This window comes from Paenibacillus sp. FSL R5-0407 (genome assembly GCF_038009185.1).
Lineage (GTDB): Bacteria > Bacillota > Bacilli > Paenibacillales > Paenibacillaceae > Fontibacillus > Fontibacillus vini.
Genome location: NZ_JBBPAX010000001.1, coordinates 1,083,604 through 1,101,415 on the forward strand (window position 1 = coordinate 1,083,604; position 17,812 = coordinate 1,101,415).

At 47.5% G+C, this 17,812-nt stretch carries 18 protein-coding genes, 2 pseudogenes and 1 riboswitch; of the genes and pseudogenes, 4 read left to right on the plus strand and 16 right to left on the minus strand.

The window, feature by feature from the left end; translation table 11 throughout:
• Positions 1-123: 123 nt before the first annotated feature.
• Entirely contained in the window at positions 124-1,680 is a 1,557-nt protein-coding gene (locus NYE70_RS05255) for an ABC-F family ATP-binding cassette domain-containing protein (protein WP_213655195.1), read from the minus strand.
• A gap of 142 nt (positions 1,681-1,822) precedes the next feature.
• Positions 1,823-2,638, minus strand: a complete 816-nt coding sequence (locus NYE70_RS05260) for a ZIP family metal transporter (RefSeq protein ID WP_211020549.1) — start codon at positions 2,636-2,638, stop codon at positions 1,823-1,825.
• 251 nt (positions 2,639-2,889) lie between these two features.
• On the opposite strand from NYE70_RS05260, the gene sleB reads away from it, so the two are divergent.
• Positions 2,890-3,537 carry a spore cortex-lytic enzyme gene (sleB, locus tag NYE70_RS05265; RefSeq protein ID WP_213655194.1) on the plus strand — a complete coding sequence of 216 codons (648 nt, stop codon included), beginning with the start codon at positions 2,890-2,892 and terminating at the stop codon, positions 3,535-3,537.
• 62 nt (positions 3,538-3,599) lie between these two features.
• On the opposite strand, the gene NYE70_RS05270 is transcribed toward sleB, so the two are convergent.
• From NYE70_RS05270 to NYE70_RS05285, 4 genes are all read right to left on the minus strand, one after another.
• Complete coding sequence (locus tag NYE70_RS05270) at positions 3,600-5,537, minus strand: FtsX-like permease family protein (RefSeq protein ID WP_341045271.1); 1,938 nt, start codon at positions 5,535-5,537, stop codon at positions 3,600-3,602.
• Positions 5,534-6,289, minus strand: a complete 756-nt coding sequence (locus tag NYE70_RS05275) for an ABC transporter ATP-binding protein (protein WP_213655192.1) — start codon at positions 6,287-6,289, stop codon at positions 5,534-5,536. Before NYE70_RS05275 ends, NYE70_RS05270 begins: the two co-directional genes overlap by 4 nt.
• Positions 6,290-6,398: 109 nt before the next feature.
• On the minus strand, positions 6,399-7,403 hold the full coding sequence (locus NYE70_RS05280) for a sensor histidine kinase (RefSeq protein ID WP_213655191.1): 1,005 nt from the start codon (positions 7,401-7,403) through the stop codon (positions 6,399-6,401).
• The gene (locus NYE70_RS05285) at positions 7,400-8,092 is read right to left on the minus strand and encodes a response regulator transcription factor (protein WP_211020554.1); all 693 of its coding nucleotides are present in this window, start codon (positions 8,090-8,092) and stop codon (positions 7,400-7,402) included. Before NYE70_RS05285 ends, NYE70_RS05280 begins: the two co-directional genes overlap by 4 nt.
• A 139-nt stretch (positions 8,093-8,231) precedes the next feature.
• Between NYE70_RS05285 and NYE70_RS26005 the strand changes: the two are divergent.
• Positions 8,232-8,360, plus strand: a pseudogene (locus NYE70_RS26005) (DUF3231 family protein); the annotation flags it as partial.
• A 55-nt stretch (positions 8,361-8,415) separates the two neighbouring features.
• Here the strand turns inward: NYE70_RS26005 and NYE70_RS05290 are convergent.
• The 7 genes from NYE70_RS05290 to NYE70_RS05320 form a co-directional block, all read right to left on the minus strand.
• Entirely contained in the window at positions 8,416-9,744 is a 1,329-nt protein-coding gene (locus NYE70_RS05290; RefSeq protein ID WP_213655190.1) for a voltage-gated chloride channel family protein, read from the minus strand.
• A 70-nt stretch (positions 9,745-9,814) separates the two neighbouring features.
• Positions 9,815-9,874: riboswitch (Fluoride riboswitch) on the minus strand.
• Positions 9,875-9,922: 48 nt separating this feature from the next.
• Positions 9,923-10,477 carry a GNAT family N-acetyltransferase gene (locus NYE70_RS05295; protein ID WP_341045273.1) on the minus strand — a complete coding sequence of 185 codons (555 nt, stop codon included), beginning with the start codon at positions 10,475-10,477 and terminating at the stop codon, positions 9,923-9,925.
• Positions 10,478-10,557: 80 nt separating this feature from the next.
• Positions 10,558-11,196, minus strand: coding sequence for an NAD(P)-dependent oxidoreductase (locus tag NYE70_RS05300; protein ID WP_213655188.1), 639 nt, complete (start codon positions 11,194-11,196; stop codon positions 10,558-10,560).
• A gap of 3 nt (positions 11,197-11,199) precedes the next feature.
• A complete protein-coding gene (locus NYE70_RS05305) occupies positions 11,200-12,081 on the minus strand; it encodes a VOC family protein (protein ID WP_213655187.1) in 882 nt (293 codons plus the stop codon).
• A 197-nt stretch (positions 12,082-12,278) separates the two neighbouring features.
• Positions 12,279-12,716 carry an Rrf2 family transcriptional regulator gene (locus tag NYE70_RS05310; protein ID WP_213655186.1) on the minus strand — a complete coding sequence of 146 codons (438 nt, stop codon included), beginning with the start codon at positions 12,714-12,716 and terminating at the stop codon, positions 12,279-12,281.
• Positions 12,717-12,809: 93 nt separating this feature from the next.
• On the minus strand, positions 12,810-13,589 hold the full coding sequence (locus NYE70_RS05315) for a TIGR00266 family protein (protein ID WP_290408502.1): 780 nt from the start codon (positions 13,587-13,589) through the stop codon (positions 12,810-12,812).
• A 55-nt stretch (positions 13,590-13,644) separates the two neighbouring features.
• Positions 13,645-14,148 carry a hypothetical protein gene (locus NYE70_RS05320; protein ID WP_211020561.1) on the minus strand — a complete coding sequence of 168 codons (504 nt, stop codon included), beginning with the start codon at positions 14,146-14,148 and terminating at the stop codon, positions 13,645-13,647.
• 178 nt (positions 14,149-14,326) lie between these two features.
• Between NYE70_RS05320 and NYE70_RS05325 the strand changes: the two genes are divergently transcribed.
• Positions 14,327-14,710 (plus strand): MerR family transcriptional regulator, encoded by a 384-nt coding sequence (locus NYE70_RS05325; protein WP_211020562.1) that lies wholly within the window; start codon positions 14,327-14,329, stop codon positions 14,708-14,710.
• Complete coding sequence (locus NYE70_RS05330) at positions 14,700-15,029, plus strand: thioredoxin family protein (RefSeq protein ID WP_341045275.1); 330 nt, start codon at positions 14,700-14,702, stop codon at positions 15,027-15,029. The genes NYE70_RS05325 and NYE70_RS05330 overlap by 11 nt, the downstream gene beginning before the upstream one ends.
• 65 nt (positions 15,030-15,094) lie before the next feature.
• On the opposite strand, the pseudogene NYE70_RS05335 reads toward NYE70_RS05330, so the two are convergent.
• From NYE70_RS05335 to NYE70_RS05345, 3 genes and pseudogenes are all read right to left on the minus strand, one after another.
• Positions 15,095-15,939, minus strand: a pseudogene (locus tag NYE70_RS05335) (alcohol dehydrogenase catalytic domain-containing protein).
• A gap of 154 nt (positions 15,940-16,093) precedes the next feature.
• On the minus strand, positions 16,094-16,561 hold the full coding sequence (locus NYE70_RS05340) for a hypothetical protein (protein WP_341045276.1): 468 nt from the start codon (positions 16,559-16,561) through the stop codon (positions 16,094-16,096).
• A gap of 133 nt (positions 16,562-16,694) precedes the next feature.
• Positions 16,695-17,774 carry an AI-2E family transporter gene (locus NYE70_RS05345; protein ID WP_247681579.1) on the minus strand — a complete coding sequence of 360 codons (1,080 nt, stop codon included), beginning with the start codon at positions 17,772-17,774 and terminating at the stop codon, positions 16,695-16,697.
• Between the last annotated feature and the right edge of the window lie 38 nt (positions 17,775-17,812).

Genomic DNA, 17,812 nt, shown 5'->3' on the forward strand with positions numbered 1-17,812 from the left:
AAATGAAATGATTTTAATATATTGAATTTGACACTTTCCATGAAATTCCTTCAACGGGTAGGAGTTCTACTATAAAAAAACAACGCGACCCCTTAAACGGCCGCGTTGTATCTATATCTACAATTAGAACACTTTTGTCGTCCAGGACTCACAGTTCCAAGTCTCCGTCACGACATCACGATAGAATTCCGGTTCGTGGGAGATGAGCAGAATGCTTCCCTTGTATGCTTTGAGCGCACGCTTCAGTTCGTCCTTGGCGTCAACATCTAAGTGGTTGGTGGGCTCGTCGAGTACGAGTAAATTGGATTCACGGTTGATGAGCTTGCAAAGACGTACCTTTGCCTTCTCGCCCCCGCTTAATACCGCAACTTTACTCTCGATATGCTTCGTAGTCAATCCGCATTTGGCAAGCGCCGCCCGTACCTCGAATTGCGTAAAGGATGGGAACTCGGTCCAAATTTCTTCGATGCAAGTATTGTAATTCGCTTCTTTCATTTCCTGCTCGAAATACCCAATCTCCAGGTTCTCACCCAGACGAACAGAGCCTTCCAAAGGCTGGATTTGACCCAAAATGCTGCGCAAGAGCGTTGTCTTACCGATTCCGTTTGCGCCGACGAGCGCGATCTTCTGACCGCGTTCCATACGGAGGCTCAGCGGGCGGGACAACGGCGAATCGTAACCGATGACCAAATCCGTCGTTTCGAAGATCATCTTCCCGGATGTTCTGCCGTCCTTGAAATTGAACTGCGGCTTCGGCTTTTCCTTGGCCAGTTCAATGACATCCATCTTATCGAGCTTCTTCTGTCTGGACATCGCCATGTTACGGGTAGCCACACTCGCCTTATTCCGGGCCACGAAGTCCTTCAGATCCGCGATTTCCTGCTGTTGACGTTTATAAGCGGATTCCAATTGCTGCTTCTTCGCTTCGTAAACCTGCTGGAAATAGTCGTAGTCGCCTACATAACGGTTCAGTTCCTGATTTTCCATGTGATAGATCAGGTTGATTACACTATTGAGGAACGGAATATCATGCGAGATCAGAATGAAGGCATTCTCGTATTCCTGCAAATACCGTTTTAACCATTCGATATGCTGCTCGTCCAAATAGTTGGTGGGCTCATCGAGGAGCAGAATATCCGGCTTCTCAAGCAGCAGCTTCGCTAGCAGTACCTTCGTCCGCTGCCCGCCGCTCAAATCGTTTACGTCCTTGTCGAGTCCGATATCCGTCAAACCCAAACCGCGTGCAGTTTCATCCACCTTGGAATCGATCAAATAGAAGTCTTGGTTCGTCAGCGTATCCTGGATCGTTCCAACATCCTCAAGCAGCTGCTCCAGTTCTTCCGGTGTTACATCGCCCATTTTGCCGTACATGTCGTTCATTTCCTGTTCCATATCGAACAAGTATTGGAAGGCGCCGCGCAGGACATCCCGAATCGTCATTCCTTTGCTAAGCACCGCATGCTGATCCAAGTAACCGACACGGGTACGTCTGGCCCATTCGACTTTTCCTTCATCCGGCTGAAGCTTGCCGGTAATGATGTTCATGAAGGTGGATTTCCCTTCCCCATTGGCACCGATCAGACCGATATGCTCCCCCTTAAGGAGACGGAAAGATACATCGTTAAAAATCGCACGGTCCCCAAAACCGTGGCTAAGTTTTTCTACATTTAATATACTCATGAATTTAACACCTTTTCTGTTTAGATATACTCGTCATATTATATATGTAATCCGCGGCATACAACAAGTCCTCAGCGACAGGAAATGTATAAAGGTTCAACAAAAATAGAAGCTCCCGTCCCTATGACCGGAGCTTTTACCTCTATCCCAAAGCCACATCGAGAATCATCATTAAAATAAAACCGAACATCAAGCTCATGGATGCCAGATCTTTATTGCCCTTTTCCTGTGAGCTTGGAATTACTTCTTCAACTACGACGAAGATCATGGCCCCAGCTGCAAAGCTTAACGCGTAAGGCAATAAAGGTTCGACAAAAGCAACGGCAAATGCCCCAATGACCGCGGCGATCGGTTCAACCATACCTGAGAATTGTCCGTAGAAAAAGCTCTTTCTGCGCGACATTCCTTCGCCTCTCAGAGGCATGGACACGGCAACTCCCTCAGGAAAGTTCTGGATACCGATTCCCAGCGCCAAAGTCACGGCTCCGATGAGCGCCCCTTCGGTCCCGCCGTTAGCAAGGGCGCCAAAGGCAATCCCTACAGCCAAGCCCTCCGGAATATTATGAAGCGTGATGGCAAGCACCAGCAAGGTGCTTCGCTTTCTTTTATTCGGAAGTAAACCTTCCGCTTTGCCGATCGACGTATTCGGATGAAGGTGAGGTAATATTTTATCGATTCCCCAGATAAACACGCCGCCTAACAAAAATCCAAATGCTGCCGGAAACCAGGTACCGATGGCATTGTTCCCCGACATCTCAATGGCGGGAGCCAATAAGGACCAGTAACTGGCGGCAATCATGACCCCGCCGGCGAAACCCAACATGCTATCCAACAGTCGCTGGTTTAAGGTTTTTGTGGCAAACACGAGAGCGGCACCTAGCGCTGTCATTCCCCATGTAAACAAAGTTGCCAGTAAAGCTTGTAAGATCGGATTAAGATTCTGAAAAAAATCTAGCAATTGAACAACTCCTTTTGCCGAAAAGATGACGTAAGAAAAAATTGTTTCCCCCAGTAAACATCTTAGCTTATTCTGCAGAACCGTCAATTACTTAATTTACTTTTTTATGCGCCCACTTTACCATATTCGCTTTAGTATTGAGCTGTGCCTAGTAATTTTAAACTCCACAAATTGCCACAGTGCCAAATGTTGTGGGTTGCTCTCTCTCCTTTTCCAACATAAAATCAGTCAGGAAAGGAAGTGATTCGCAAATGAAAATTTTCCGTACGTTCATCATACTTATTATTGCAACATTTACAATAGGATTGTTCGGCGGCTCCACGCAAGCGGCAGCTCCGGGTAAATTAAATGTGGGCAGTAACGGCGGCGATGTATGGGATCTGCAATACAGGCTTAAAGCGCTTGGTTTATTTAACCTGGAGCTTACCGGTTATTACGGAACCTCCACCAAAAGCTCCGTACAAAATTTTCAGAAGACTTATGGACTGCAAGTTGACGGGGTAAGCGGTCCCCAAACCTGGCAGGCCTTAAAAAAATACTCACTGAATCAGAGTGAAATGGATATTCTGGCAAAAGTGATCTATAGCGAGGCGCGTGGAGAGTCTTACAAAGGACAGGTAGCTGTCGGTGCCGTCGTCTTGAATCGGCTCCAATCCGATCAATTCCCGGACACGATTAAGGATGTTGTTTTTCAGCCTCGTGCGTTCACGGCCGTGGATGACGGACAATACTATTTGACACCCGACAGAACGGCCTATCTGGCAGCACAGGATGCTGTACGAGGATGGGACCCGACGTATGGATCGCTATATTATTTTAATCCGGAAACCGCAACGAGCGAATGGATTTGGTCTCGTCCACAGAAGATCAAGATAGGCAATCATATATTTGCAGGCTAACATACAAAGACAGGACCGCTCACATGGCGATCCTGTCTTTATCTATATCTTTATCTTTGGTTTTATAACGATTCTTTAATGACCCGTTTATAGAACAGGACCGACAATAGTGCGAAGATCGAATACAAAGCCGTATACAGCAGCATTACCAAAATCATGGGCATCCATAATTCCGTACCGAAGAAGAACCATCCCGATTTTACTGCAAAATAACTGTGACTTAGCCCGACGATCAACGGAATACCGAAATTGAACAATTGCTTGAACTGAATTCCGCGTAGTAAATTCCCTTGTGTAAACCCGAGCTTCCGCAAGATCGTATAATTCGGCCGTTCCTCTTCCCCTTCATCCATTTGTTTGAAATACAGGATACAGCCCGAGGTGATCAGGAAGGTCAAGCCCAGAAAGGCAACGATAAACATGATCAAGCCCATATTGCTCTTCTGATTCATAACGAGCTGCGGCTGCGACAAATAGCCGGGTTTGTCCGCGAATCCCATCTCCGTGTAAAGCTCGTTGGCCTGTTGAAGCTTCGAGGAATCAACGATATCGATCCCAAGATACATCCGGCTTTCTCTCTGCAACTCCGGATTGAAATCTTTGGCGAGCCGCTCATAGACCGTCTGGTCCACGATGGCCGCCGACAAGCTGCCCGAATAATACCAGGACACTACACCTTCTTTATCCGTACCGATCAGATTTAGCTTCACCGAGTCGGTCTGTCCCAGGAGCTCGATTTCGCCTTTATCGCGTAGACCCATAAATTGAGTAAGGGCATCATTGGTGCCGGCAAACAGTGCCTCTCCCGGACTGACGTCCACTCCCTCAACGGTAGCATCGCTGACGATGGCCAGGGTCATGATGTTGTTGTCTTTTTTGCCTATATCGGAACTGATAATTTTAGAGGCGTCCATATCCACCATCGTGACTTCCCGCCGGGTTTCCTTGAACTCGATATTGTTCTTCTGAAGCGCCTCGGTAAATTTCGCGGCATCGTCTTCATACAGGACGGAAAAGTGGTTCGGCACACTTTGCTCGGCTGACTTTTCCGCCGAATAGTAAGAAATATAGCTTAAGGACAACAATCCGATTGCCAGCGCCGAAACGGTTGTGATAATCGTTAGCAGCAAGGCGTTCGATTTCATGCGAAACATAATCGATGAGAGCGACAGCACCTCGCCCAGGGATAGATAACCGCCCTTGCTTTTGCGGATCACATTGAAAATAAAGCTGACAGAGCCTTTGTAGAACAAGTATGTCCCGATAATGACGGAACCCAGAATCAGGATCATCGCCATAAACAGCTCGGTCATTTCCAAGAAATCCCCACTGAACAGCTTCGTTGATACGTAATACCCGTACAGAATAAGACCGATTCCGAGTATACCCAAAATGATTTCGATCAGGGGCTTTCTCCGGACGTTATTCTCGGTAGTTGATACGACGCGGAATAAGGACAGAATACTCTGTCTCTTAATGAACGTGAAGTTCATAATCATAATAAGCAAGTAAATGGCCGCAAACACAATCACGGTTTGAATCAAAGCTTGAGTTGAAAAATTCAGGGAAGCTTGGGCTTCCACATCGATCACCTTGAACAGAACCATCAACAGCAGTCGCGAACAGGAGAATCCGATGAAGATCCCGATCAGCATCGAGCCGAAGTATAAGATCAGGTTTTCACTGCTCAGAATTCTGAATATTTTCCCTTTTGTTAATCCAATTAATTGAAACAGACCGATTTCTTTACTGCGTCGCTTAATAAAAATTGTGTTGGCATATAGAAGAAAAATAGCTACGATCGCTACGAGCAGGACGGATGCGGTACCAATGCCCGCGGCCCCCTTCACGGTATCTTTCATCTCATCCAATGCCGGATCATATTGCAGGGTCACGAAGGCGAAATACAGAGCCACGCTAAAAATAAGCGCAAATACATACAGATAATAGTTTTTGATATTCTTCTTCAAATTACGGTAAATCAGGTAGTTGATATTCATCCCTGAACACCGCCCAATACGCCTTGAGTCTTGATAATGTCGTTAAAGAACGATTGTCTGGATTCTTCGCCCTTATTTAACTGGGTATAGATTTGACCGTCTTTAATAAAAACGACTCTGCTGCAATAACTCGCAGCACCCGGATCGTGCGTAACCATAACGATGGTCGATGAAATTTTCTGATTCAGATCGCTTAACTTGTTGAGCAGGTCTGAAGCGGATTTGGAGTCCAGTGCCCCTGTCGGCTCATCCGCAAAAATAATGCTCGGATCATGAATAAACGCACGGGCCGCCGAGGTCCGCTGTTTCTGTCCGCCGGATATTTCGTTCGGATATTTATCTTTTAGGTCAAAGATGCCGAGCTCGGCGGCCACCATTTGAAACTTTTGATCGGCTTCTTTTTTGGACACTTTCTTGATCGATAGCGGCAGCAGTACGTTTTCTTTAACCGTCAGCGTATCGAGCAGATTGTATTCTTGGAAAATAAAGCCCAAATGGTGCTTCCGGAATTCGGCCAATTCTCTTTCCTTTAGCCCCGTAAATTCCTTGCCTTCAATTTTGATGCTGCCGTTACTGACCTTGTCGATGGAAGACAACACGTTCAGAAGCGTCGTTTTCCCGGAGCCCGAAGCGCCCATGATGCTGACGAACTCCCCTTTTTCCACCTGAAGATCGATTCCCTTAAGTACTTCCTGTTTATTGAACTTGTTGCCATAGCTTTTATGAATTTTGCTAGCTTCCAAAATCGCCACTTTAATCACTCCTAAACTTATCTTTACCTCATGCATTTATCATAATGCCTAAGGCGGAACCTTTTCCCTCGATTCCCCGAACAAAGCACAAAAGCATGTGACATTGTTGTCACATGCCTGTCAGGCTCAGAAATTCATTCTTTTTCGGAAAATACAACGTGAAGACCGTGCCCTCACCCGGCTTGGATACAACATCGATGCGGATCAGCAAGGAATCGGCGGCCTTTTGTGCCAGATACAGCCCCATTCCGGTAGCTGCGCTGTCCTTGTGTAAGGTCGTCGAAGTAAAGCCTTTATCAAAAATACGGGGTAAATCCTTCGGGTCAATCCCTCGCCCGAAATCTTGAATCCGAAGATGCACTTGTCCGTCCTTAACCCTGCTTTCGATTACAATATCCGAAGCATCACTGTATTTAACAGCATTCGTCAGCAGCTGCCGGATAATAAAACCCAACCATTTCACATCCGTGAGCACCTCCGCAGCGGGTAGGGAGACGTCGAAGCCGATGTTTTTTTGCAGACACCATGATTTCAGAGATTTGATCTCGGTATAAATGATCGGTTCGAGAGCCGTCTGCTCAATAAACAAATCATTCTTGATAAAAGATATCCGTTTCTGGTGCAGTTGCTGGTCCAGCAGCAAATGAATCCGCAGCCACTCGTACATCATCTGCGATTTCAGAGTCTCGTTATCCAGCCGTTCGATCATTAACCTCAGCGTGGTCAGCGGGGTTTTAACTTCATGAATCCAGGACAGAAGGTCATCCTTCTCTTGTTCCAATTCGATCATATAGAGCGAGGCTTCCTTCTTATACCGTTCCGTCTGCCGGGTGAGCACCTCCGTAGTTATTGTCTCGAACGGACTCTCCGGATCTGCGACGGAGGCTAGATCATACATGTCGTCCCAGGATTCCAGGCTGGCGTAAAACCGGGTTTCCCGTGGATACCTGATCACCAGGAATGCTATGAAAATTAGGAATGACAAAAAGACAATGTATAGAATCGGCATAAAAGGTATGGTGGCATCGATAGCGGCGACAAACAGAATGAGCAGCTGCAGGCACAGAAACAGCAGGATCCAGCTCAGTCGTTCCCTCAAATACTTCCCAATCACAGAGGAGCCGCCTCCTCCGTTGCCATATACCCCTGGCCAACCTTCGTTTCGATATAGGGATCCAATCCAAGGTTCTCCAGCTTTTTGCGGAGACGGTTGACGTTCACGGTCAGGGTGTTATCGCTGACAAAATGCTCGTTGTCCCATAAACTCTTGATCAGGTCTTCCCGGCTTACGATCTGGTTTTTCCGCTCGATGAGCAGTTTGAGGATGAACATCTCATTTTTGGTCAGTTCCACGGATCCCGCGCTACTCGTAATCGTATTCTTCACATATTCCACAGTCGCCCCGCGCCAGGTTCGCAGCTCGACGCGCTCCGTGTTGTAGTTATAAACCCGGCGGAGAGTCGCCTGAATTTTCGCGATCAGCACTTCAAAGTGAAACGGCTTCTGGATAAAATCATCCGCACCCAGCTGCATGGACATCACCATATCTGTCGGATGATCCCGGGACGACAGGAAAATAATCGGTACATTGGAATGCGAACGGATCATTCGGCACCAGTGAAAGCCGTCAAATTTGGGCAGTTGAATATCGATAATGACCAGATCCGGCCGCAATTCCGTAAATTCCTCGGTAACTTTACTGAAGTCCTGGACTCCATGCACGTCGTAGGACCACTGCGAGAGCCGTTCTTTTACCTCATGAAACAAGGTGATATCGTCTTCAATGAGCATGATTTTAAACAAGGCGGTCACCACACTTTATGAATTCATATGTACAATCTAAGATTATAGCATAATTAGGGGATATGCCATTAAAGCCAAAGGATGAGTTTCAAGAACTCGGGTAACAATATCGGATGAATCGAAACTTAGGAGAGATGATATGGGAATTTTAAGTGGCAATCCAAAAAATGAACCCATGCATTATGGAGAGATCTTTAGTGTATGGGAAGCTTCCATGATGGCCAAGGGAATGGTTTCCTGTTACCAGGCCCCGTTGTTGAAGCGGGGGCGTTTATTTATACTTCATTTCGCAATCCGAAATTTAGCCTCGATTATTCCCCACCTTAACGGTCTCCGTCCTTAATTTTTTTCCGTATCCCTTTCACGCTAGACAATGTAGTTCCTCCTGGCAACGAAATAAAGTGGCTTTTGGAAATACCGATCCGCTGCGATGTATATATGCCCGTGTGCCCGGAAAACAGGTAGCTTACGATACTGGCTATAAATAAGTAAATAGCTGCTTCAGAGCCAAAAAGTTCAATCCCCATCAAAAAGCAGGCAATAGGCGTGTTGGTCGCACCGCTAAATACCGCGATAAAACCCAGTCCCGCCAGAAAGGGAGCATATAAATGAAGGAACCCGGAGAGCGCGTTCCCGAGCGTAGCTCCGATCGCAAATAAAGGCGTAACCTCGCCTCCTTGGAATCCGGCGCCCAGCGTCAGAGACGTAAAGATCAGCTTAAATAAAAATGCGAACGGGGACACGTTTTCCGTAAAGGAGCTTTGGATTAACGGAATTCCCAACCCAAGGTAGTCACGACTCCCGATCATATATACAAGTCCAATGATGATAAATCCCCCGACAGCACTTTTTAGCATGGGATTCTTAAATAGCCGGGTGTACCATTTCTTCAAAAAATGAGTTAATTCACTAAACAAAATACTCGTTAGTCCGAACAGGATAGATGCAAACACAACCTTGAGCACTACGAGCCAATCCAAGGCGGGAACCTCTCCGATGGAATAGTGAAGATGCGAGACGCCCCAGAAGGAGGAGGTAACGAGATTGCCGACAAAGCTCGCTACGAATGCGGGGATGAGCGCCTCGTGGCTGATCAGGCCGATAGCCAGCACTTCCAGACCAAACACCGTGCCGGCCAAAGGCGTCCCGAATATCGATCCGAATCCGCCGCTGATTCCGCAGATCAACAGGATTTTACGGTCGACAGGTCCGACGCGCAGGAGTTTCCCGAACCATTCGGCCAAACTTCCGCCCATTTGCACCGCCGTTCCTTCCCGCCCGGCGGAGCCGCCGAACAAATGGGTGACCAACGTGCCAAACAGGACCAGCGGCGCCATCCGAAGCGGTATCGTCTCCTGTCCGTCGTTAATCTGCTCCAGAATGAGATTGTTCCCCTTGGAACTGTTTTTACCGAACTTCCAATACAGATAACTGACCAATGCTCCGCCTGCAGGCAAGAGAAATAAGAGCCATGAATGTTCTAAACGAAGATTAGTTACGGCATCCAGGCTTTTTAAGAATAACGCGGAAGCCGTACCGGTAAGAATCCCTACCCCGCTCCCTAGAATAATCCACTTGAGCAGCGTACCGGCCAGTGCCAGCAGAGTCCACTTTTCGGACCATTTGGCCCAGGCTTGTCTAAATTCGTTCATCTCTTTCTCTCTTCCTCTCCGATCGTAATGGAACAAAAAAACAGACTCCTACCAGGGAAGTGTTGCAAATTCTCTGGTAGGAGTCATCAGCTTCTCAGCGGTTATGGCGAACTCCATCGCCTATAAAGGATATATGCATTTTAATATAACGGGAAATATCAGTCAACTTCATTTCGTACTATTCCCGGTTAATTAAGTATTGACTCTTTAGCAGGGAAAATATTACGGCATCCACGAATTGATCCTTTTCATAGAAGCATTGTTTTAAATAGCCCTCTTCATGAAAGCCTGTTTTTTCAAGCAGATACCGGGACCGGATATTGTCCGGGTCGATGAAGGCTTCAATCCGGTTAAGACCGAGATCTTCGAACCCGAAGCGCAAAATTTCTTGAAGCACCTCGGTCATGACACCTTGGCGCCAATAAGAAGGATTCAGCTCGTAACCGATCTCTGCTTTATAATGCTCCTTGGCCCAATTGTGATATCCGCAAGTCCCGATTACCTTGTTGTCGGGCTTGACCGTGATGGCCCAACGGAATCCCTTGTTTTCCAAGTATCGGCTGTTCCAGGATTGGATCAGGTCCTCCGCCTGACGTAACTCCACAAAACTGTTCAAATCATAGTACTTGGTTACTTCATCATTAGAGAAATAATGAAACAAATCGCCGGCATCCGCGGAGGTCAGCTTACGTAATATGAATCTTTCCGTCTCCAATTGAGGGAACAGTTGCATGGCGTTCGGTCCTTTCGTACTGAAATAGTACTCTATATTATAGGCGAAAGGCCGAAGCAGTGAAAGGGTTTTCTAGTAACTTACGATTCGGACACGACGGTAAAGCGCTGATTGAGATGACGGGGATGCTCGATTTCGTCTACAACAGCTACTGCAAAGTCCTCGTAACTGACATAGCTCTCCCCTTTGGAATTGATCAGCAATTGGTCTGTTCCGGTCTGATAGGATCCCGTACGTTTACCAAGCGCGAAGTTTGCCGAAGGGCTCAGGAACGTCCAGTTTACTCCTTCGGTTCCAAGCAGTATGTCCAGATTCTTGCCTTGATTTGAAGCCGTCGGCAGAAATAGGGCGGGGAAATCCGGCGTATCCATGACCCGAACCGTCTTTGCCTCGTCCACATACAAACTTCCCGCACCGCCAACTACGATCAATCGGGTAGCCTTCGCCCCCTTCAAGGCTTCAATGAGGACATTGCCGGCATCGACATGCAGCTGCTCCTGGCCGAAAGGAGCGGCAAACGCGTTCACTACTACATCAAACTGCTGCAAGTCCTCTGCCTTCAAATCGAAAATATCCTTTTCCACGACGGAAACATGCTTGTTATCCAGTTTGGAGGCATTCCGCACAATGGCGGTCACTTCATGACCCCGTTGTAATGCTTCCTCCACTATTCTGCTTCCTGCTTTACCTGTTGCTCCAATGACTGCGATATTTGCCATGATTTATTCTCCCTTCTCATTCTTAGTTACTGTAATTTTCATCCCGATTCCGAAGGGATCACTCAATGAGATGTCATTCCCGTCGGCTTGACGCTCAAATGCCGTCCCTTCAGCGGTGAGCCGCTGCTCAATCTCAAGCAAGGCGTCCCGGTCAGGTACATTTATCGTAAAATAACGCAGACCGACGGCATCTTCAGGGGTAGGAGGAGCACCGGCGCCGGCCCACAGGTTCAAGCCGATATGATGGTGATAGCCTCCTGCGGATATGAACAGCGCGGCGCTGCCGTATCGGGCGATCACGTCGAAACCGAGCACATCGCAATAAAAATGCTTGGCGGCTTGCAAATCCCCGACATGAAAATGCACATGTCCGATTTTGGTTTCCGGCGGCAATCCGTTCCACTCCGCACCTTCAGAAACGGCCAACAGCCCGTCGATATCTACCGGATCGGTGGTCATCAAAATTTCGCCTTGCTCATTTTTTTGCCAAGTATCCCGTGGACGGTCCGCATACACCTCGATGCCGTTGCCGTCGGGATCGTTCAAGTAGAGAGCTTCGCTGACCAAATGATCGCCTTGACCCAGCGGGATCTTGTGGTAGGCCATATTGCGCAGTGCAGCTCCAAGACTAATACGATCGGGAACCAGAATGGCAAAATGGTATAGGCCCGACACGGAGCGCTCCGGCATCCGGCGGAATTGATTGTTTTCCTCCAGGATAAGTAACGGAGTATGTCCATCAGCGGTAAGCTCGGCGACAGCGCCGTCCTTCTTCAATAGACGGAAGCCGATGACTTCCTCATAGAAGCGGAGCGAAATCTCCATATTCGTAATTTTCAAGCGCACGGCGCCAATTACAGTTTCCGGATGAATAGATGTGGGCACGACCTCATCCTCCTTAGTTTCATAAAATTATAATCAAACAGAATATTTTATTTTGAATCGCGTTTGTGTAACTTAAGTGGTTACAGCACGTCGATGTAACTAGTATAGTTACAGTTAAGAATCCTGTCAACCATGAGCAGCTTCCGCCTATATAAAAAAATGCCCCTAAAAGGGGCATTTTAAATCAATCATTTTGATTATTCACATTTGGTTTCCGTCTCCTGAATCGAATTTACGATATCCTGAAGCGTTACCCGCTCTAAAGTTAATTCCAATGCCGCCTGGGCCGAAGAGAAAATCGGTTCGATCGAGGATTGAATATTACGGCCGACCGGACATTTCGGATTTGGCTTATCATGAATAGAAAATAACGCGTCCTCTTCCACAACTTGAACTGCGCGATATATATCCAGCAGAGTAATTTCCGATACCGGCCGGAGCAGCTTCGTTCCGGCAACACCGGAGCGGACCTTCACCATCCCCGCCTTATTCAGCATGCCCATAATCCGGCGGATGACCACCGGGTTTGTATTTACGCTGTCAGCGATATACTCTGAGGTATTGACGCCATCCTTGTTCAGTTCAAGCAGGGACAAGACATGAATGGCAACGGAAAAACGCGAACTGATCGTCATGGCTATCCCTCCCTTATCTCACTGTAACAATAATAGTTACACAAAGGGGGAAATGTCAACGTCAATTGCCACAGCATCGCTGCCGAACGTCTCTTAACGTTCGAACAAATTACCGAGGCCTCCAAGCAGGCTGCCTTCGTCTTTGCCTCCGACACGCGCTGCGGAAAGAACACGGTCAGCCAAACGGCTGAACGGAAGCGATTGTACCCATACCTTGCCGGGTCCGCGCAGCGTTGCGAAGAACAGGCCTTCTCCTCCGAACAATGCGGATTTCACGCCTTTGACCATTTCGATGTTGTAATCGACCGAAGCGGTCATAGCCACTAGACAGCCGGTATCCAGGCGAAGCACTTCGCCCGGCGCAAGATCGCGTTCGATGACCAGACCGCCGGAATGCACGAATGCAAGACCGTCGCCCTCAATTTTTTGCATAATGAATCCTTCCCCGCCAAAAAATCCGGTTCCAAGCCGGCGCTGGAACTCGATACCGACCGACACGCCTTTGGCTGCGCAAAGGAAGGAGTCCTTCTGGCAAATAATTTTACCGCCGAGCATTTGCAGGTCCAGCGGAATGATTTTCCCGGGATAAGGAGAAGCGAACGTCACGCTTTGCCGCCCATATCCGGCATTCGTGAATACCGTCATAAACAGCCCTTCACCTGTAATCAGGCGTTTGCCGGCCCCCATCAATTTGCCCATTAAGCCGCCGCCTTGATTGCTTCCGTCGCCAAAGATCGTCTCCATCCGGATATCCGGATCCATCATCATGAAGCTCCCGGCTTCCGCTACGACGCTCTCCCCTTGATCAAGCGCGACCTCCACGCACTGCATTTCCTCGCCGATAATCCGATAATCGATTTCATGAGCATTCATTCAGTTCCGCCTCCAATAATAATTAATCATATTAATTTATGTAAAATAATTGTGCTTATAACCGCTCCAGCATGTAAAGCATATGTTCTAACATTTGAGGCAGATCGGGAATGACCTCTTCCCCGAATCTTCTATGAAATTGTACCGTTATTTCGTTCAGCGGGGGTGCGTTGCTGTCGCCGTAAACGGAAGTGATCTTTTGGATCTGGTGAACATGGCTTCCCCATATCTCGGTGGTGAGTCTTTCGATGGCGGGACACTCGCTGTCCGGATCCTTCAGGTGCTTGTAAAAGACAGGTTGCATCTGGCAGCCGAGCGTCACTGAATCCAGCTCCATAATTTCTCCGGCCAAATCTTCCGTGTCCGCCCATAGCCGGAGTTCCGCCCAAGTCTCCGGTTTCCCCGGCAAACAGAACTGAATGGCGTAATAACGGGACATGGCCGACAACTCGACCCGGTCGCTTCGTCCAATGATCTGAAGCTGCCCATGCAGGTCCGAATCATAGACAGCGCCTTCAAGAACGACTTTTAAATTATCAAATACCGTTGGATCGAACAAGCCGATACTCCCTCCTTACCGTTTTCAGCATGGAATGACTGATTGCCTGAGTTCACTTCACTTTATTATACACGGTTCGGGAGCAGGAGAAAAATGGGATTGACCCTCACACTAGTGTCAGGGTTTATAATGGCATTACAATACCGAATCAGCAACTGAAGGCAGGTGAAGCCCATTTATGAAAATCGGCGAATTATCCAAGGCAACCGGAGCAAGCATCCGCTCGCTGCGATACTACGAGCAGCAAGGTTTGATTGCTTCACGGCGAATGGATAACGGATACCGGGACTATAGCGGATTATCGGTCGATACGGTCAAGACCATACAGTTTTATCTGCAGCTCGGGTTGACGACCGAACAGATTTCAGGCTTCCTGAACTGTGTCATGGCCAGCAAGGAAGCGTTTTGCGAACAAATCATGCCCGTCTACCGCACCAAACTCAAAGAAATTGAAGAACAAATTGCTCTGTTGTCGTCGATAAAGTCAAACCTGGAAGAACGGATTACCTATCTTTTGGAGGAAAATCCGAAATTGAAGGAGGAAATGAATCATGAGCGTTAAAAGAGTGTCCACACCTGCCGAGTTCAGTCAAGAGCTGCTGCCTCAAGGTATTACTTTGGTAGATTTCGATGCCCCTTGGTGCCCGCCTTGCAAAGTGCTCGGCCCGCTTTTGGATCAACTGCATGAAGATTATAAGGGAGCCCTCAACCTGGTCAAAGTAAACTGCGATGAATCGCCGGAACTGGCTTCGACTTATGGGATCATGTCACTGCCGACCGTCATTATGTTCCATAACGGTGAGCCCGTAGAGAAGCTGGTAGGATTAAGACCTAGAGAAGCATATGACAGAATGATCGAAAAATATCACATTAATGCCTAAATGATTAAAGCAAACAACGGGCTGTCCCTAATGGGCCGCCCGTTGTTCTATATTCGAAGGTTAAGCTAAGGCTTTAAAACAACCTTGATACAGTTTTCTTCCTTGTCATTGAATATTTTATAACCATGTTCCCCCTGATCCAGCGGCAAACGGTGCGTTATGATATCGGTCGGATCAAACCGGCCGGACCGGATTTGTTCATACAGCTCGGGAATCAAATGAATCACCGGCGCTTGTCCGGTTCTAATGTTGATATTCCGTTCGAACAGATCGCCGAAAGGAAACAGGTTGTATTTCAAGCCGTATACGCCCGTCACCTGAATGGTCCCCCCTTTGCGGACCACCTTGGTTGCCAGATTGAATGCGCTGAGCGAACCGCCTTGAAGTCGCCGTTGATTACGCTCCAATAAGCCGTTGGAACGATGTCGGACAGGAATAGCAGCTTCTCGTCATCCATTTCGGCATTCTCGGGAATGACGAAAGGAACAAAGTTTCCAAAAGGTACGCGCATTAATTCCGCCTGGCCGCCGGCATAATCCCCATAACGGGACGAATACCCGAAATATCCGCCGGTATCCCGGTTCTCATTCGCATTGTCGCATTGACTCTCAAGTTGATTTTTGCAGAAAAATCATTCCCCGCAAGCTACGTTGAAAGGAATAATGACCCGATCTCCTTTCTTCACGCGTGTCACTTCAGGACCTACGTCCTCTACAATTCCCATCGGCTCATGGCCGATTACGTAATCATCGTACATGCCGAGAATTTCCCCGTTATAAATATGCAGGTCAGAACCGCAAATGGCGGTCGAGGAGACTCGAACAACAATATCGTCTTTCTTTTGAAGCCTGGCATCCTCCACTTCTTTCACGCGAATGCTCTTCTTGCCTTGATAGGTTACCGCTTTCATGAACTCGCTCCCTTCTTGATTCGCGTTCATTGTAAGCACCTAAACCATATTGAAACGACCTAAGTACAAGAAAGAAATAAAAAAGGCCCCCGCGATCATATCGCAGGCAGCCTTTAAGTTATTTCAATGGGTTTAGCCTCATCCAATCTATCACTTACTCGTAGGTCGGCATTCCTTTTACTTGCTTTGCCAGTTCAATGTAGGGCCCGTCAGCCAGATTGTTAAAAGCCAAATGTGTGGCTCTTAAGCTTAGAAGCTGTTCCCCGGGACGTACCCCGAATTCCTCCCATGTCTGCAAAGGCAAACGGATGTAATGATCACTGGCCAGATAGGTCCAGCAGAACACCCGCTCTTTGAAGGTAAGCGTTTCCCCTGCTGGGATCGAAAAGCTTTGCAGCTGAGGCAAGCTTGCGAACACCTTCGCCAAAGGAGAATTGTCGATCAGTTCCTTGCAAACGACGCTGAATCCCTTCGCGGTATTGCGCCCTGACATGAGAATGACGTTCGAATTCGTTTGGATGTGATACTCCTGCAGGGCTTGATCCGGCAGGTAAAAGGATCCATCAGGAAGTATTTTGCTCCATGCGTAAAAATACTTCCCGTTTTTGGCGGTTACTGCCATTTCTTATCATCCCCCGAGAATTTTTACTAACCAATTTATTAGGTTAATCATCACTCAAGGAGTGGAATTGGTGATATGATATTCGTCACCATTCCATCAGAAATGGAAATATTTTGGATTATGTGTTTAAATCCTATGTGTTTAAATCCTCGGTCTTTTGGGACAAATAAATCTGATATATCTTTACGACTATAATTTTAAGCATCATATATACGGGAATCGCTAAGATCATGCCTAAAATTCCGCCGAAATCACCGGCGATCAAGAGCAGAACAATCGTCGTCAACGGGTGGATGTTGATCGTCTTTCCGTAAATATAAGGAGAAATCAGGTTTCCTTCAATCTGTTGTGCGATAAACACGATAATGATGACCCACAGGACCATGGACGGAGATACCGTAAACGCGACGATTACGCAAGGAATGGCTCCGAGCAGAGATCCGAAATACGGGATAAAGTTGAACAATGCTCCGACAATCGCCAATAGCAAAGGATACGGCAGACCGATCAGCCAAAAACCGAGGAAACTCATGACGGCCAGCACCACGGCGCTGATCATTCTTCCGGCGATGAAGCCCTTCAGCATCGTGTCGATATCATGGATCGTAATTTCCCCTTCACGGCGGAAGTTCTTCGGTACCATGCGTACCAGAGACGGAGTTACCCGATGATCTTCCTTCAACATATAGTACAACATGATCGGAACCGTACCGACGACGATGAAGAAATCATTCAGGAAGTTGAACACATGCGAGATGTAACCGGTAGCACTTTCAATTCCCGCGTTCACGTATTCCGTAATTTTATCCATCAGCTGCGTATCTTTATTGTCAAACATTGAAAAATAACGATTGTTGCGAATTTCGTTCATCTGACTTTGCAAACCGTCGATAAGCTGCGGCACGTTGTTGATGAATTCCGTGATCTGCTTCTGCAGCGGAGGCCACACGACCATCAGAAATATAGTGACAACTCCGGCAAACAGCAAATAAATAAACAGGATGGATAGGATCCGGTTCATTTTTTTACTTTCAAGAAACTGGACGATCGGCCTCAGCAAATAATATAAGAAGCCCGAAATCGTCAAAGGCACAATCAAAATCTGGACGAGCGTGGAGATCGGGTTAAAAATAAAATGAACCTTGTGAACCAAATAGATGATGGTCAGGACCATAATGGCTCCAAGGCATCTTCTGTAGAATGGTTTTTCCATCAATAGCGATCCCCCCTTTATTTAAATATAGGTCTGCC